Annotated in this window: 18 protein-coding genes; 10 read left to right on the top strand and 8 right to left on the bottom strand. The window is 64.6% G+C overall.

What is annotated here, in order from left to right:
- Position 1: 1 nt before the first annotated feature.
- Genes Q0C17_RS01380 through Q0C17_RS01370 form a run of 3 tightly spaced genes read left to right on the top strand, consistent with a single transcriptional unit; the run spans position 2 to position 2,336 of the window.
- Positions 2–580 carry a hypothetical protein gene (locus tag Q0C17_RS01380; protein ID WP_291200159.1) on the top strand — a complete coding sequence of 193 codons (579 nt, stop codon included), beginning with the start codon at positions 2–4 and terminating at the stop codon, positions 578–580.
- Positions 581–585: 5 nt separating this feature from the next.
- Entirely contained in the window at positions 586–1,224 is a 639-nt protein-coding gene (locus Q0C17_RS01375) for a hypothetical protein (RefSeq protein WP_291200156.1), read from the top strand.
- Positions 1,224–2,336, top strand: coding sequence for a M23 family metallopeptidase (locus tag Q0C17_RS01370; protein WP_291200153.1), 1,113 nt, complete (start codon positions 1,224–1,226; stop codon positions 2,334–2,336). The genes Q0C17_RS01375 and Q0C17_RS01370 overlap by 1 nt, the downstream gene beginning before the upstream one ends.
- A gap of 19 nt (positions 2,337–2,355) precedes the next feature.
- On the opposite strand, the gene Q0C17_RS01365 is transcribed toward Q0C17_RS01370, so the two are convergent.
- Complete coding sequence (locus tag Q0C17_RS01365) at positions 2,356–2,700, bottom strand: P-II family nitrogen regulator (RefSeq protein ID WP_291200150.1); 345 nt, start codon at positions 2,698–2,700, stop codon at positions 2,356–2,358.
- 63 nt (positions 2,701–2,763) lie between these two features.
- Positions 2,764–3,507: a methyltransferase domain-containing protein gene (locus Q0C17_RS01360; RefSeq protein ID WP_291200147.1), complete on the bottom strand. Its 744-nt coding sequence runs from the start codon at positions 3,505–3,507 to the stop codon at positions 2,764–2,766.
- A 44-nt stretch (positions 3,508–3,551) separates the two neighbouring features.
- Here Q0C17_RS01360 and gloB point away from each other — a divergent pair, with 44 nt between their 5' ends.
- From gloB to Q0C17_RS01345, 3 genes are all read left to right on the top strand, one after another.
- Entirely contained in the window at positions 3,552–4,322 is a 771-nt protein-coding gene (gloB, locus tag Q0C17_RS01355; protein ID WP_291200144.1) for a hydroxyacylglutathione hydrolase, read from the top strand.
- Positions 4,322–4,765, top strand: a complete 444-nt coding sequence (locus Q0C17_RS01350) for a cupin domain-containing protein (protein ID WP_291200141.1) — start codon at positions 4,322–4,324, stop codon at positions 4,763–4,765. The genes gloB and Q0C17_RS01350 overlap by 1 nt, the downstream gene beginning before the upstream one ends.
- A 63-nt stretch (positions 4,766–4,828) precedes the next feature.
- Complete coding sequence (locus tag Q0C17_RS01345; protein WP_291200138.1) at positions 4,829–5,272, top strand: hypothetical protein; 444 nt, start codon at positions 4,829–4,831, stop codon at positions 5,270–5,272.
- 7 nt (positions 5,273–5,279) lie between these two features.
- Here the strand turns inward: Q0C17_RS01345 and phbB are convergent, their stop codons facing one another.
- Positions 5,280–6,005: an acetoacetyl-CoA reductase gene (gene phbB, locus Q0C17_RS01340; RefSeq protein ID WP_291200135.1), complete on the bottom strand. Its 726-nt coding sequence runs from the start codon at positions 6,003–6,005 to the stop codon at positions 5,280–5,282.
- 145 nt (positions 6,006–6,150) lie between these two features.
- Here phbB and phaR point away from each other — a divergent pair, with 145 nt between their 5' ends.
- Entirely contained in the window at positions 6,151–6,729 is a 579-nt protein-coding gene (gene phaR, locus Q0C17_RS01335; protein ID WP_291200132.1) for a polyhydroxyalkanoate synthesis repressor PhaR, read from the top strand.
- A 75-nt stretch (positions 6,730–6,804) separates the two neighbouring features.
- Here the strand turns inward: phaR and Q0C17_RS01330 are convergent, their stop codons facing one another.
- Entirely contained in the window at positions 6,805–7,383 is a 579-nt protein-coding gene (locus Q0C17_RS01330) for a hypothetical protein (protein WP_291200129.1), read from the bottom strand.
- Between the two features lie 96 nt (positions 7,384–7,479).
- Positions 7,480–7,857, bottom strand: coding sequence for a DUF983 domain-containing protein (locus Q0C17_RS01325; RefSeq protein WP_291200126.1), 378 nt, complete (start codon positions 7,855–7,857; stop codon positions 7,480–7,482).
- A 119-nt stretch (positions 7,858–7,976) separates the two neighbouring features.
- Here Q0C17_RS01325 and Q0C17_RS01320 point away from each other — a divergent pair, with 119 nt between their 5' ends.
- Positions 7,977–8,912, top strand: coding sequence for a prephenate/arogenate dehydrogenase family protein (locus Q0C17_RS01320; protein WP_291200124.1), 936 nt, complete (start codon positions 7,977–7,979; stop codon positions 8,910–8,912).
- A gap of 3 nt (positions 8,913–8,915) precedes the next feature.
- Here Q0C17_RS01320 and Q0C17_RS01315 read toward each other — a convergent pair whose 3' ends face one another.
- Positions 8,916–9,488 carry an ActR/PrrA/RegA family redox response regulator transcription factor gene (locus Q0C17_RS01315; RefSeq protein ID WP_291200122.1) on the bottom strand — a complete coding sequence of 191 codons (573 nt, stop codon included), beginning with the start codon at positions 9,486–9,488 and terminating at the stop codon, positions 8,916–8,918.
- Positions 9,489–9,545: 57 nt separating this feature from the next.
- A complete protein-coding gene (locus Q0C17_RS01310) occupies positions 9,546–10,913 on the bottom strand; it encodes an ActS/PrrB/RegB family redox-sensitive histidine kinase (protein ID WP_291200120.1) in 1,368 nt (455 codons plus the stop codon).
- Between the two features lie 64 nt (positions 10,914–10,977).
- Here Q0C17_RS01310 and Q0C17_RS01305 point away from each other — a divergent pair, with 64 nt between their 5' ends.
- Entirely contained in the window at positions 10,978–11,610 is a 633-nt protein-coding gene (locus Q0C17_RS01305) for an SCO family protein (protein ID WP_291200118.1), read from the top strand.
- A 9-nt stretch (positions 11,611–11,619) separates the two neighbouring features.
- Here Q0C17_RS01305 and Q0C17_RS01300 read toward each other — a convergent pair whose 3' ends face one another.
- Positions 11,620–12,351 (bottom strand): glycosyltransferase family 2 protein, encoded by a 732-nt coding sequence (locus tag Q0C17_RS01300; protein WP_291200115.1) that lies wholly within the window; start codon positions 12,349–12,351, stop codon positions 11,620–11,622.
- A 163-nt stretch (positions 12,352–12,514) separates the two neighbouring features.
- On the opposite strand from Q0C17_RS01300, the gene Q0C17_RS01295 reads away from it, so the two are divergent.
- Positions 12,515–14,539, top strand: a complete 2,025-nt coding sequence (locus Q0C17_RS01295; RefSeq protein WP_291200112.1) for a glycosyltransferase family 39 protein — start codon at positions 12,515–12,517, stop codon at positions 14,537–14,539.
- The last annotated feature ends 2 nt before the right edge of the window (positions 14,540–14,541 follow it).

Raw genomic sequence — 14,541 nt, 5'->3', positions numbered from 1 at the left:
CATGACGGGAACCCGCGCGCCGTTGCATTTGGGAGGGCCACTCGGCGCGCTGGGACTTGGCTGTGTGGGCGGTGCGGTCGCGCTTGCGATTGCGGCGATCAACAATGATCCGCCGCCGCCGCCCGGCGAGGCGCCGGCTGCTGCACCGGCGCTCAGCGTCGACATTCAATCCCCGGCTGCGTCCGATCCCGATTTCGGGCGCGACGACGTGGAACTTGCGCAGGTGGAGTCGGTGCCCGTGGCCCCGGTGGAGCGCCCGGCGCGGGCAGATGGCACGGAAGTGCAGTTCATCGTCCGTCTTAAGGGTGCGCCGGAAATCGACACCATAACGCGCAACTTCAAGCGTGAACCGGCGGCTGCGCAGGCCGCTTGGCAGGAGCTTGTCACGCGGCTGCCAGGCCTCAGCGCCTTTACGCTGGCAGGGGCGAGCTATTCCGGCGAGATAAAGCTCGCCTACCAGATGCCGCCCGGCATACCGGCGACGCCGGAGGAAATCCGCGCGGTCCAGGACCGCCTTCTCAAGATCGAAGGCGTCTCTTACGCAGACCCTGACTATGTGGCCCACCCCGGCAAGGACTGAACCTGATGAACCGTACGCTACTTCTGACTGCCTTTATCGCCAGCACGTTCGCGCTGACGGCCTGCGACCGCGTTTTCCAGCGCCCGGCCGACACCTCGGGCGAGACCGCCGTGCCGGCTGACAGCACAGATGTTCCGGCGACTGACGAAGTGGAGCTGCCGGTCCGCCCAGCGATGGCGGCCAGTGGTACCACAATCGACTGGGAAGGCGCCCGCCGTGACCTTGCGGCGCGCCCGCTCGAGGAGCGAGAAGGAAGCTTCCAGGTGCAGTCTGGCGGCGAGGCGCCGCCCGTACCGGTCTTCCTGCCGGCAGGCCCAGTGGCCGCGCAGAGCGGTGATGTCGCAGTACGCTTCCAGCCGACGAGCGACGGCTATTACGCGTTCTTCCCGACTGAGACCTACGACATCATTGTCAACGGCACGAATGTCGTGATGGCCGAGCCGGGCGCCGCACCGCCTTCGCGTACGGACGCGTTCAATTTCCAGCCCACCACGACTGGCGCACAGGTCTCCTTCTCGCGCTATGGCGCGGACTATTTGGTCGAATTCGAATGCAAGGAACTGGTGAACGGGCTGCCCGCCTGCATCACCGAGGACGAGGCGGTCGCCTTCGCACGCGACCTCGCGATTTCAGGAACCCGTTGATGCGACATACACTGGCTGCAGCGGCCGCCGCGCTGCTTCTGACTTCACTGGCTGCCTGCGACTTCGTACGTTTTCCTGGCGATGGCGGACCGCCACCGACCACGCCCGAAGCACCAGAACCCCTGCCCCCGGGCGCGCCCGGACCGCCGCCGCCGGATGTGGACGATTCCGAATTCGAAACGCCCGTCGAGCAACCGGTTGACGAAACGCCAGCCGAGCCAGGTGCGCCGGATGACGGCACGACGCCGGCGCCCGATCCGGTCGATGCGACGGATCCCACAACACCACCGGATGTCGAAGTGCCGGTCGAAGAGCCTGTGCCCGCCGAGCCCGAGCCGCAGCCTGAGCCGGGTCCGCCTGTCGTTACACCAGAGCCCGTGGCGCCGGTGTTCAGCTATTACCAGCCGGGCGCCCTGCTGCCCGGCTCCGGTGGTGGCTTCCCCGAGCAGATCGTGCACGTGCCGAACATGCTTTTTCCGATCAAGTCTGCGCCGGCAGTGTTGCAGTCGCAGGTGTTTGCATTTGGCGGCGGCGTGGCCGGCGGTGACCAATGCGACGCGCGAAACTACTCAGCACCCTGGCGCGACAATTTCTGCGAAACCCGCTCGGCCAACCGCACAACGCCCTTCTGCCCCACGGCCAAGATCCACCAGGGCCAGGACATCCGCGTCGGCACAGCGGCTGATTGCAGTGCGCTGCGCCGGCAGTCTGCAGCGGAGCGGGGCCTGCACGAGGTGATCGCAGTCGAGGACGGCATCATCACTTCGATCGGCACCTATACTGTCAAGCTGCGCAGCGAAGGTTCGATCTACAATTACATGCACCTGAACATGAAGCGCCTCGCCGTCACGGCCGGCCAGAACGTCAAGGCCGGTGACCTGATCGGCTATGTGTCAAACGATTTCGGCGGCACGCCGACGACGATCCACCTTCACTTCGAGATTGTTCAGAACACGGCCGGTCACGGCTGGGTGCACGTAGCGCCCTACCTCTCGCTCGTGGCGGCCTATGAGCGCCGTCAGAATGGCCCCGGTGAACAGCTCGAGCCGGAAATCGGCGTCGCCTCGGTCGAACCCTTCATTATTCCGGAAGGCTACGAGATCATCGAATAGACGGGCGCCAGCGGGCCGCTCAGCCGGAGATCGCCTGCGCGTCCCGCTCCCCGGTGCGGATGCGCAGGATGCTTTCGAGGTCGTGGACGAAGATCTTGCCGTCACCGATGGTGCCTGTATTGGCTGCGGCGGTGATCGCCTCGATCAGGCGTTCGGTGTCGTCATCGGCGCAGGCGAGTTCGACTTTCACCTTCGGCAGCAGGCGCACTTCGTATTCAGCGCCGCGATAGACTTCCGTCTTGCCCTGCTGGCGGCCATAGCCGCGCACTTCGGTCACCGTCAGGCCTGTGGCGCCTGCTTCCGAGATGGCTTCGATCACTGCATCGAGGCGGCTCGGCTTGAACACGGCAGTGATGAGTTTCATGAGGCTAGGTCCTTGCGCCTTGCAGATGCTGCAGTTGCGAAAATAATGTTGCAAATCGGTGCGTCAATGCTCTTCACGGCGCGCGGCCCTCGCGGGGCGGGCAATCCGGATGCGCTCTGTCACCGGGGCAACCGCCCCGCCGCCTGGCGGTGCATACAGTCTTTTGACCGCTTCGATCAGTACGACGCCGCCGAAGCCGGGCGTCAGCATGCGTCCAATGGCCTCCCAGCCTTCCGCTGCGGAGGTCACAAGTCCGTGGCTCACCGGAGGCATGTAAAGAGCACTGGAAGAGGCTGTCACCTGGAAGAGGCCGCTGGCGAGGAGGTTCGACAGCTGGCTTCGCGTCCAGGGCCTTCCCTGCCCGAACGGTGTCTGAGTTGCGCGCGACCACAGGCCTGCGCGATTGGCGGCGGCGAGCACGATGCGGCCCTCTGGCGCGGTCACACGCCAGATCTCGCGCAGGTAGGCGCGCGGATCGCCCGTCTCCTCAAGGCCGTGCAGCACGATAACCCGGTCGAAGAAGGCATCCGGGAAGGGCAGGCGGGGATCGCCGACGGCCACCGAGGCATTGCCGCGTTCGCTGGCCTGCCAGCTGACCGGGCCGTGCTCGTAGGGAATCGCTGCGATCCGGCGGCCTGGCCCGGTGCCGAAAGCGTCTAGCGCGGGGATCGCATATCCGAGCCCGAGCATGGTCAGACCGTGCGCTTCACCCCATAGATCCACCAGCTTGCCGGCGATCACGCGGCTCGCGGCCCGGCCGAGCGGGGAAGCGTAAAAGCGTTCGAGGGTGACGGCGTCCTGACGCATGGTCTAAAGTCGTCTCTCAGACCGCAACACGGGATAATGGGCACATGGGCATCTTCCTCGACATACACCAGTTTCCCTGCCTGAACGACAATTACGGATATCTGGTTCACGAACCGGACTCCGGCGAGACGGCAGCGATTGATACGCCGGACGCCGAGCGCTACGTCGCCGAGGCGAAACTGCGCGGCTGGACCATCACGCAGATCTGGAACACCCACTGGCATCCCGATCACGCGGGCGGCAACCTTCGCCTCAAGCAGGAGATGGGCTGCCGCGTTATCGGCCCGGCGGGAGAGGCGGCGAAGATCCCAGGCCTCGACCTGGCTGTGAAGGGCGGCGATGTCTTGCACCTTGGTGCCGCGCGGGCGGCGGTGATCGATGTGCCGGGCCATACGCTCGGACATGTCGCATTTCACTTTGGCCCGCAGTCGGTCGCTTTCGTCGGTGATACCGTTTTTGCGCTCGGCTGCGGACGCGTCTTTGAAGGCACGATGGAGATGATGTGGCAAAGCCTGCAGCGCATCAAGGCGCTGCCCGCCAAGACGCAGCTCTACTGCGCACACGAATACACGGCTTCGAATGCCCGCTTTGCCGTGACCGTCGAGCCGGAGAACAAGGCGCTAAAGGACTATGTCGGCTGGATCGAAAGGCAGCGGGCGAACAACCTGCCCACCGTACCGGCGCTGCTGGAGCGGGAACTGGCGACCAATCCCTTCCTGCGCGCCGATCTGCCGGAGATGCAGCTCGCGATGGGCCATCCAGGTAATGCGGCGGCGACATTCGGGGAAATCCGTGGCCGGAAGGACCGGTTCTGATGGGGATGGCCCTGGCCGGTGATCTGGGCGTTGGTGAAATCATCCGTCTACTGGACATGCGCAGGCATCCCGAAGGCGGCCACTATGCGGAAACCTTTCGTGCGGCGGGCGAGGGCCGCGCAACGATGACAGCCATCTATTACCTTCTGCAGGCGGACGAGCTGTCGGCCTGGCACCGAGTTGATGCGCAAGAGGCCTGGCTCTGGCATGCGGGCGGCCCGCTGGCGTTGACGCTGTCACCCCCGGACGGGAAGGGGGCGTCGGCAATGACACTCGGCCCGGATTTACGCGCCGGGCAGCGGCCGCAGGCCATCGTCCCGGCCCATTACTGGCAGACGGCGGAAACGCTAGGCCACTGGACGCTGGTGTCGTGTATCGTTGCACCAGGATTCGAGTTTTCCGGCTTCACCCTTGCGCCGCCGGGTTGGCGGCCCGAGGTTTAAGTTAGGCTATTCTTGATCATCGCGCGGCATTCTCCCGGCGGCAGACAGAGGACCCACGCACCCATGTTCGGTAAGCGGCCCCGCTATGACGACACGTTTGGTGTGCGCATGGATCTCGGCGCAGACTGCGTCGACCCGATTGCGATGCGTCCCGCCGCGCAGGTGAGCGCAAGGGAAACCATCCTGGTCGAGCGGCCGGGATCGATTTTTGGCGGCTTTGCGCGACGCGAGACTGATCCGCTGGCCGCGCTGCGCGCGCAGCCTGAGCGCCTGTCCCAGGCGCCGCCGCGCGAACCGCGTTCTGCGACGGCACCGCGGACCGCAGCCCCCGCTCAGGAGGCGCGCAACTTTGCAGAGGCGATCCGGGCGATCTGGCAGCGCCTGTCCGTCGTTCAACGCATCGGGCTCAGCCTGTTTGCAGGCTGGTTCCTTCTCGCCTCGGGGCTCTGGGTGGTTGCCGCCGTCATCGCGGTCGTCTGGCTCACCCGGCGCCAGCGCGCCGGGTGAGGCCGGATCAGCCAGCGATATACTGGGCGCCGTTCACGGTCATCGTGGCGCCGTTGATGAAGGCTGCTTCGTCGGACGCAAGGTAGGCGCACATCGAGGCGATCTCCTCGGCCTTGCCGAGGCGACCAACCGGGATGGTGGCGATGATGCCTTCGAGCACTTCCGGTTTCACGGCCGAGAGCATCTCAGTGTCGATATAGCCGGGGGCGACGACGTTCGAGGTTATGCCCTTCTTGGCGCCTTCATAGGCGAGGGCCTTGGTGAAGCCGATCAGGCCGGCCTTGGCGGCGGAATAGTTCGCCTGCGTGAACTGGCCTTTCTGACCGTTGATCGAGGATATGTTGATGACGCGGCCGAAATTGCGGTCGCGCATGCCGTCCCAGACCTGGCGGGTGACGTTGAAGGCAGAGGTGAGGTCGACGTTGATCACTTCCTGCCACTGGGCGAGGGTCATCTTGTGGAAGGGGGCGTCGCGCGTGATGCCAGCATTGTTAACCAGGATGTCGACCGGGCCGACTTCGGATTCGATGGCTTTCAGGCCCGCGCCGACTGCGCCATAATCGGCCACATCGAACTTGTAGACCTTGATGCCTGTGGCTTTCGAAAACTCCGCAGCGGCTGCATCATTGCCAGCGTAGTTCGCCGCAACGTTGTAGCCCTTGGTTTTCAGCATTTCGCTGATGGCCTTGCCAATGCCCCGTGTGCCGCCCGTAACCAGTGCCGTACGTGCCATTTCAGTTTCCTCCCTCTGATGTTTACGCTTCTGATTGCCTGCAACTTAGATACCGCATTGGTCAAGTCGAGCTTTTGTGCGACTATTTCGCACTAGCACAATAATTGCTTGCCCGGCGACGACCGGGCAACGGTGAGGCGAGGATATGGCGAAGGCACACGGATCGGACGGCCCGATCATCATCAAGAAATATGCGAACCGGCGTCTCTACGACACGTCGACATCTTCCTACGTGACCCTGGACCATCTGTCGGACCTTGTCCGCGAGGGCCGGGATTTTGAAGTCCGCGATGCCAAGACGGGCGACGACCTGACCCGCCAGGTTCTGACACAGATCATCTTCGAGCAAGAAACCAAGGGCCAGGGCGCCCTGCCGCTGAACTTCCTGCGCCAGCTGATCGGCTTCTACGGCGGCGGCGCGCAGACTTTCCTGCCAGCCTTTCTCGAGATGTCCATGAACTCCTTCGCGGACGCCCAGAAGGAATGGCGCAAGGCGGCCAATCCGATGAACGTGTTCGAGGTACAGGCGAAGCGGAACATGGCGATGTTCGAGCAGGCCATGAAGATGTTCATGCCGACGGTCTTTCAGGCGAGCCGCACCGAGCGCCAGTCGCCGGCAGCGTCCAATCCCTTTTTCGAATACCAAGCCGAGGCCATGGCCGCGATGCAGGAACAGATGGAAGCCATCCAGAAACAGCTGAGCGAATTGTCCCGCAAGGACTGAGACGCGCGCGTCATTGCCAAAAAAAGAGGCGTCCTGCGGGACGCCTCTTTCTGTTTCTGCGCCGATCTTCGAGGATCAGATGTTGCCGTCGACGCCGAAGTCACGCCGCGCCGAGACAATGGTGACGATCACGCCGGCCAGCACATCCAGCAGCGTCATCGCCATCAGGATGAAGAAGGTTGAGGTCGCGAAGTTCGGCATCAGCAGGAACTGCACGAGGCAGATGATAAAGAGCAGCAGCGAAATGCCGTGATTGATGATCGTGGCGGTGCCGGTGCTGGTGGATTTCAGGATTTCGAGGAACAGGAAGGTGACGGCGAGGAGCACGATGGCATCGCCTTTCGTCAGCACCCACTCGACACCGGAGATCATCGGCAGGCCGAGGAAACGCTCACCGAGCAGGCCGGCGATCGGGGCCTGGCCCGCGCGGATCAGTTCGCCTGCTGCACCGGTCGTTTCGACCGAGCCGCCGGTCAGGGCGATAAGGTTGTAGAGGATGACTGGTATGACCAGCAGCGGAAAAACTCCGAAAATCAAACGCATTGGTGACCCCTGTTGCTGCTTGCCTTCACCGGCCTGGCGTTTCTCGCTCTGTCGCTCCATGCGGGCGACAGTCGCGGCGGCAATGGCAACTTTTTCGTCTCGAGATACCATGTCCAGCCTTCGGCACGATCGACTTAACGGATTCGTGTTTACCGTATCGCCGGGCGGGTGGCGAGGGGATTTACTGTGCCGCGGGATGGCCGGTTCTCAGCCTTCGGGCCGCTCGAATTTGGCCTGTCCGGCCCTGTGGTGCAGCTGCAGGTTGAGAAGTATTCCCTTGGCTGCCGGCAGGAGCCAAAGGCACAGGCCGGTGATCACCAGAGCAAGGGACAGGATCGCCAGCACCTTGGCCAGCCCGGGCAGGGGGCTCATCGGGATGAGGAACAGGAAGGGGGCGGTGAGGATCAGCACACCGAAGCCGACGAAAAAGGCGGGGCCGTCTGCGGTGTCGGCCGCGCGCATGTCCCGGCCGCAATGGGGGCAGGCCTCATTAAGCTTCAGATAGGCCGAGAACAGGCGGCCCTCGCCGCAGGCGCCGCAACGCTGGCGAAGGCCGTTCAAGATCGGGGTGAGGTCGCTGCTCATTGCGCAGAGATAGGATATCCGGCGCCTCGGCGCGCCGTGTCAAAGCCCCGCGCCCCTTGACGCGACCCAGGCGTTTGCCCACGAAGCAGCCGCGCCCAGCCCATAGAGAAGTGCCGTCCATGACTGATCCCGTCTTTCCACGCATTGCCATCATCGGCGCGGGCCTCATCGGCTCGTCCATTGCCCGGGCTGCGCAGGAATATGGCACGGCCGGCGAGATCATCCTTTATGACGCGAGCCCCGACGTGCGCAGCCGCGCGGCCGAGATCGGCCTCGGCAAGGTGGCGCCCACGCTCGAAGCGGCCGTGTCCGGTGCAGATTGCGTGATCTTGTGCGTGCCGGTCGGCGCGCTCGGTGCCGCCGCCGCAGGCGCTGTGCCCGCCATGAAGGACGGCGCGATCCTGACCGATGTCGGCTCCGTCAAAAGCGAGGCCGCCCGCGCGCTGAAGGCTGCCGCCGATTCCCGGATCCATGTGATCCCAGGTCACCCGATTGCGGGTACGGAGCAATCCGGCCCCGATGCCGGCTTCGCTACCCTGTTCCGGGGCGCCTGGCATATCCTGACGCCTGTAGTGACCGGTGCGGCCGGTGAGGCCGAGGCACTGGAGCGGCTGACGGCCTTCTGGCGCGGCCTCGGCGCCAAGGTCGAATCGATGGACGCCGCGCGGCATGACCGCGTGCTGGCGATCACCTCGCACCTGCCGCACCTTATCGCCTTCAACATTGTCGCGACCGCTTTCGACATGGAAACGGTCGAGCAGGGCGAGGTCGTCAAATACTCAGCGGGCGGATTTCGTGACTTCACGCGGATCGCGGCGTCTGACCCCGTCATGTGGCGGGACGTGTTCCTTAACAACCGCGAAGCCGTTCTGGAATGCCTCGGGCGTTTCTCTGAAGACCTCGCGGCGCTCCAGCGCGCCATCCGCTGGGGCGACGGCGACATGCTGATGCGCGAGTTCACGCGGGCGCGCACCATCCGCAAGGCGATCATCGATGCGGGCCAGGATTCCGGTGCGGTGAACTTCGGGCGGAATGTTCCGAAGACGGAGGAATAGCTGCTAGCGCGGCGCGCGTTTAGCCAGGATCCGCTGCAGCGTGCGTCGGTGCATGTTGAGGCGGCGCGCGGTTTCCGAGACATTATGGTTGCACAGCTCGTAGACGCGCTGGATGTGTTCCCAGCGCACGCGGTCGGCCGACATCGGGTTTTCCGGCGGGGCAGGGCGTTCGTCTTGCGTGGCTGTCAGGGCGCGGATGATGTCTTCCACGTCAGCCGGTTTGGAGAGGTAGTCCACTGCGCCAGCTTTCACGGCGGCGACAGCGGTGGCGATGGCGCCGTAACCGGTGAGGATCACCGCGCGCGCATCGGGCCGCGCCTTTTGCAGCACTTCGACGACTTCCAGCCCGCTGCCATCTTCCAGCCGCAGGTCAAGCACGGCGAAGGCGGGCGGGTTCAGCCGGGCAATGTCCTTGCCTTCGGCAACGGTCGACACGGCCGAGACAACAAAGCCGCGCTGGGCGAGAGCCCGGGCAAGGCGCTGCACGAACGGACCGTCATCGTCCATAACGAGACAGGTCTTGTCCTCGAGAGCCTCGAGGCTCGGGTGCACGTTCACGGGGGCGGGGCGGTCCATGGGGCAGTTCCTAAACGCAATTCTGTGTCAAACGCAAATATAGGCCATCTAGGCCCACTAGTCCAAGTTGCGCGGCAATAGGGCGCTGAGCGGCCAGACGGCCTGAACGACCGCGCCGGTAGCAGGTGGTGTGCGGTTGCGCGAGGCAATTCGCCCATTCGTGCGTTCGATCAGTGTCTTGGCGATGAAAAAACCGAGGCCCATGTCGCCGCCCCCGAGGCGTGCTTCGGAGCGGTCGGAGATGTAAGGTTCACCGAGTTTCGGGATGACTTCCGACGAGAAGCCGGGACCATCGTCCATGATGGTGATGATCACCTGTTCACTGGTCCAGCTGGCCGTTGCCTCGACACGGGTGGCGGCAAAGCTGACGGCATTCTCGATGAAGGCGCCGAGGGCATGCAGGATTTCCGGGCTGCGCTCGATCACCGGGGGGCGCGGCGCGCCGCCCTCGCCGGGATTGGCGCGCACGATCACGGCGACGCCGAGGCCCTTCATCGGCGCGGCGGCTTCCTCCACCAGCGCGTCCAGCGGCATACGGGCATGCACGATGTCGGTCGCATCGCGCGCCTCGCGAATGGCGGACAGGATGGAGCGGCAGCGGTCGGCCTGTTCGGCGATCAGGCGGATATCCTCGGCATGCGGATCGTTCGGGGCCATCTCGCGGACGAGTTCCTTGGCGACGAGGTGGATGGTGGCGAGCGGTGTTCCGAGTTCGTGCGCTGTCATGGCAGACATCGCGCCGAGGGCCGAGAGTTTCTGCTCGCGCGCCATGACGACGCTGGCCGCATCCAGCGCGCGCACGAGGCGGGCTTCGTCCTGGCTGACACGGCCGGCAGAGACAGTGAAGAATACAGTGCCGACAGCGAGCGCGGCGAACTGGCCCCATTGAAACAGCGCTGGCAGGTGAGTGCCGCCGGCTTCGGTCCACGGCAAGGGTAGGCTCGCAAAGGGCATGATCGCGGCGAGACCGAGGGCCAGCGCGGCGACGAAGCTCGACGGCACGAAGCTGAGGCTGAGCGCGGCGACAGTCACGGGTGCGAGCATCAGCAGGAGAAAAGGGTTTGACAGGCCGCCGGTCACCGCGATCAGCGCGGCGAGTTGCACCGTGTCGAAGCCGAGCTGCAGCGCTGCTTCCCAGCTGCGCGTCAGGCGCTGCGACGGGAAGGCGAAAGAGAGGAAGACGTTCAGCCAGGCGGAAGCGGCGATGATGGCCAGGCAGAGCGCCAGCGGCAGCTGGAAGCCGAGGCCGAAGAAGACGAGCAGCACCGCAAACGTCTGCCCGCCGACGGCCAGCCAGCGCAGCGTGATAAAGGTGCGCAGCCGCGTGCGGCCGAGCGCCGACTGGGCCGAGCCTAGCCCTTCTGGCGCCAGCGTGAAGATGGCGTCCTCGAACCCTGATCGCGAATCCCGTGCCGCCTCGTCCATGGGCGCAACTTATGCGGCAGCCTGTCGCTTGCGCCAAGCGAAGCTTTTGGGGCTTATGCGGGGCATGCGCACCCACATCTCGTTGGCCGCCTTGGCCGTTCTCGCCGCCGCCTGTTCACCGCCTGCGTCCCAGGACGCGGCTGCCCCAGCGGCGGGCGTACAATCTGGCGGCTCGCAGTCCAGCTGTCTCTCCCGGGCATATCCGGAGATCGGCGGGCCGATCTCGCTGGTCTCCAGCACCGGCGCGCGCGTGACCGAGGCTGATTTTAAGGGCAAGCCCACGCTGATCTATTTCGGCTTCACCTATTGCCCCGATGTCTGTCCGATGACGTTGACCACGGTGGCAGCGGCCTACCGCCGGCTGCCTGAAGGCGTGACCCCGCCGCAGACTGTGCTGATCAGCGTGGACCCGGCGCGTGACACGCCCGAGGCGCTCGCGACCTACGTGGCTAACAAGGCCTTCCCGGCGGGCCTTCAGGGGCTGACCGGCTCGGATGTCGAGGTGCGCGCCGCGGCTGATGCGTTCAAGGCGGACTATTCGCGCGTTGACCAGCCAGACAGCATGGCCGAATACACGATGGACCATACGAGCCTTCTCTATCTCATGGACGAGAACTGGCAGCTGAAAACCTTCTTCACGCACCAGGACACCGCCGACACGATCGCCGACTGCCTGACATTGATCGAAAGCGATTAGGCAAAGCGCCTATAACTCGTCCGCGCCGCCCGGATTTCTCCGGCGGCGGATCAGCCACATAACGCCGCGCAGGTCACTCATCGCGTCCTTGAGGCGGCCGAAGTTGGTGTAGTTCGAATTGCCCTGCCCACGCGGGCGATGATTCACTTCCCGGAACTCGACGCTATGCCCTTCGGCGCGCATCAGCGCCGGCATGTAGCGGTGCATGTGGTCAAAGTAGGGGAGCAGCAGGAAGGTCGCGCGGTCCATCACCTTGATGCCGCAGCCGCTGTCATCGCAGTCGTCGCGCAGCATCCGCTGGCGGATATTGTTGGCAAAACGGCTGCCGAACTTCTTCCAGGCCGAATCCTTTCGGGTTCCGCGGCGGCCCATCACCATTTTCAGCCCATGCGGGGCGTCGGCGCGTGTTAGCGCGCGGTAAAGGTCCGGAAGGTCGGCGGGATCGTTCTGGCCGTCGCCGTCCAGCGTGCCGACCACGGGGGCACGCGCGGCGAGGATGCCCGAGCGGATCGCCCGACTCTGGCCGGAATTCTGCCGGTGACCGAGTACTCGCAGCATCGGATACTTCGCTTTGAGGGCCACCAGGCGGGCGCGGGTATCGTCAGTGGAGGCATCATCCACGAACACCATCTCGAAGGCCCGGCCATCGAGGGCGGCAGCGATTTCACCCACCAGGGAGGCGACATTGCCGGCCTCATTGTGGACGGGCACGACAACGGAGAATTCGGCAGCTTCGGTCAATTGGCCCTCGTTACGGTCAGGGGCGGCAGTAAACGGCGCCTCTTACCGGGCCTTGCCTGCAAAATCGAGGCCTTGCGAGCATCTGGACGCGCCTCTTGCTTGGGCGGGGGCTTTCGGCCAATTCCGCAAGACGCGTTGGCAAAGGTCCGCTAAAAGGCCGGCCATGACCGTTCTCGACCGCCTTTCTACCGGCTGGAAAGCCTGGATCATCCTCTTCCTCCTGACGTTCGGGGCTGCCGCGCCGGGCGTGTTCCTGCTGCCGGCGCTCGACCGGGACGAGAGCCGCTTCGCGCAGGCGTCCAAGGAGATGCTGGAGGAGAACAATTACATCGTCATCCAGTACCAGGACGAGCTGCGCAACAAGAAGCCGGCCGGCATCCACTGGCTGCAGGCGGCCTCCACGGCGCTCACTACCGGGCCCGAGGCGAAGGAAATCTGGACCTACCGGGTACCCAGCTGGCTTGGAGCGGCGTTCGGTACGCTCGCCTGTTTCTGGGCCGGGATTGCACTCGTCGGCCGGCGTGCGGCCTTCCTCGGAGCGGCAATGTTCGGCGCCACGCTGCTGCTGACGTCTGAGGCGCATATCTCGAAAACGGATGGCGTGCTCGTCTTCCTTACCACTCTCGGCATCGGTGCGCTCGGGCGGCTTTATCTGGGTACGGACAAGCCGGGCCGTATGGCTTTCCTTGTCTGGTTGACGGTCAGCGCTTCGTTCCTGATCAAGGGGCCGGTGACAATGATGGTCGTCGCTTATGCCGGCCTTGGCGCTTATGTCTGGGACCGCGCGGCGGAAGGCAAAAGTGGCGACTGGTGGCGCCCGCTGGCGAACTGGAAAGGCCCGGCGCTGTTCGTGGCAATGGTGCTGCCCTGGTTCCTGTGGATCCAATGGGCGACCAATGGCGAATACATTGAGGGCGCCGTCGGCAAGGATCTCAAGGACAAGTTCACCGGCGCCTCGGAAGGCCATGCCGGCTGGTTCCTCTATCACCTGAGCCACATCCCCGCCTGGTTCTTCCCGGCGACGCTGTTGTTCGTGGCGGGGCTTGTCGCCTCGGTGAAGCAAGTGGCTGGGGTAGGGCGTGTCAACTCCGCGCCGGTTCGCCGCTACGCCTTAGCAGGAGCCGTGCTTCTCATCGGCCTGGCGGCGCTCAATTATGGCCTCGCTTTGGTGCCGCCCTTTGCGGCCGGCAGTATTGCCGAAACCCTGCGCACACTGAAGCCGATGCCGGCTTGGCCATTTCTGTTCATTGCGGCGGTCTGGTACATGTCGCGCGCTGTCCCTGAAACCCTGCCGCCCTCAAGCGAAGTGAAAAGTCTGCGCTTGCTGCTCGCCTGGGCGCTGCTGACCTATGCCTTTTTTGAGCTGATGCCGACGTTGCTCAGCCACTACATTCTTCCGGCCTATCCGGCGTTCGGCCTTCTGTGCGGGTATGCTGCGACGCGTTTGATGGACGGCTCGAAGCTACCGGTATCCAACACGGTTGGCATGGTCCTCTTCGCCATCGGGGCGGGCCTGCTGCTTGCCGCGTCCTTCCCAGGCGTCACGACCTATCTGATGGCCGAAGCCGCAGGCGACTTCAAAACCGTCTCGGCCGAGGAAGTCCTCGCCAACTGGACGGTTTACCGCGAATTCCCGCTCTGGCTCTGGTGGGCCGGCTTTGCGCTCACTGGATTCAGCCTGATTGAGTTCGCGCGCCGCCATGTGGCGCTCGCCATTCTGTGGGCCGTGCTCGCCAGCGTCGCGCTTGGCTGGCATGTGCGCATCTACATGTTGCCCTCGCAGGTCTGGGTTCAGCCAACAGAGACTGCGCGGCTCGCGCTCGAGGATGTCTGCGGTGTTCCGGGTGAGGATGAAATCTGCAATGTCGAGACACCGGAGCGCATCCTAGCGCTCGGTTATGCGGAGCCTTCCTATGTGTTGACGCTCGGCACGCAGAATCTGCATCCGCCGCAGACGCCTCTGGATTTGCCGAGCGATCCGGCTGCCTATCCGGTTGTCTACCTGCTCAACTTCGAGGACCGGAAGGCGGATGAGCCGATGACCGTGACCGCCGCCCGCCTTCGCGCCGAAGCCGGGCAGTTCGGCGCCTGCCTGACGGAAAGCCCGTCCTACTACGCGCTGAACTATTCTAACGGCGACCCGGTGCATTTCCGTGCCTGGCGGTTCGATTGGGGTGATTGTCCGTAGGC

This window comes from Hyphomonas sp., from assembly GCF_022844445.1.
Lineage (GTDB): Bacteria > Pseudomonadota > Alphaproteobacteria > Caulobacterales > Hyphomonadaceae > Hyphomonas.
Note: the sequence above shows the minus strand (reverse complement) of the source record. Positions and strands in the feature narration are given on the sequence as shown.

Bases quoted from the DNA above. Each gene is read 5' to 3' on its own strand.
- Q0C17_RS01380 (WP_291200159.1), top strand. From the start codon at position 2: ATGACGGGAACCCGCGCGCCGTTGCATTTGGGAGGGCCACTCGGCGCG.
- Q0C17_RS01375 (WP_291200156.1), top strand. From the start codon at position 586: ATGAACCGTACGCTACTTCTGACTGCCTTTATCGCCAGCACGTTCGCG.
- Q0C17_RS01370 (WP_291200153.1), top strand. From the start codon at position 1,224: ATGCGACATACACTGGCTGCAGCGGCCGCCGCGCTGCTTCTGACTTCA.
- Q0C17_RS01365 (WP_291200150.1), bottom strand. From the start codon at position 2,700: ATGAAACTCATCACTGCCGTGTTCAAGCCGAGCCGCCTCGATGCAGTG.
- Q0C17_RS01360 (WP_291200147.1), bottom strand. From the start codon at position 3,507: ATGCGTCAGGACGCCGTCACCCTCGAACGCTTTTACGCTTCCCCGCTC.
- gloB (WP_291200144.1), top strand. From the start codon at position 3,552: ATGGGCATCTTCCTCGACATACACCAGTTTCCCTGCCTGAACGACAAT.
- Q0C17_RS01350 (WP_291200141.1), top strand. From the start codon at position 4,322: ATGGGGATGGCCCTGGCCGGTGATCTGGGCGTTGGTGAAATCATCCGT.
- Q0C17_RS01345 (WP_291200138.1), top strand. From the start codon at position 4,829: ATGTTCGGTAAGCGGCCCCGCTATGACGACACGTTTGGTGTGCGCATG.
- phbB (WP_291200135.1), bottom strand. From the start codon at position 6,005: ATGGCACGTACGGCACTGGTTACGGGCGGCACACGGGGCATTGGCAAG.
- phaR (WP_291200132.1), top strand. From the start codon at position 6,151: ATGGCGAAGGCACACGGATCGGACGGCCCGATCATCATCAAGAAATAT.
- Q0C17_RS01330 (WP_291200129.1), bottom strand. From the start codon at position 7,383: ATGGTATCTCGAGACGAAAAAGTTGCCATTGCCGCCGCGACTGTCGCC.
- Q0C17_RS01325 (WP_291200126.1), bottom strand. From the start codon at position 7,857: ATGAGCAGCGACCTCACCCCGATCTTGAACGGCCTTCGCCAGCGTTGC.
- Q0C17_RS01320 (WP_291200124.1), top strand. From the start codon at position 7,977: ATGACTGATCCCGTCTTTCCACGCATTGCCATCATCGGCGCGGGCCTC.
- Q0C17_RS01315 (WP_291200122.1), bottom strand. From the start codon at position 9,488: ATGGACCGCCCCGCCCCCGTGAACGTGCACCCGAGCCTCGAGGCTCTC.
- Q0C17_RS01310 (WP_291200120.1), bottom strand. From the start codon at position 10,913: ATGGACGAGGCGGCACGGGATTCGCGATCAGGGTTCGAGGACGCCATC.
- Q0C17_RS01305 (WP_291200118.1), top strand. From the start codon at position 10,978: ATGCGCACCCACATCTCGTTGGCCGCCTTGGCCGTTCTCGCCGCCGCC.
- Q0C17_RS01295 (WP_291200112.1), top strand. From the start codon at position 12,515: ATGACCGTTCTCGACCGCCTTTCTACCGGCTGGAAAGCCTGGATCATC.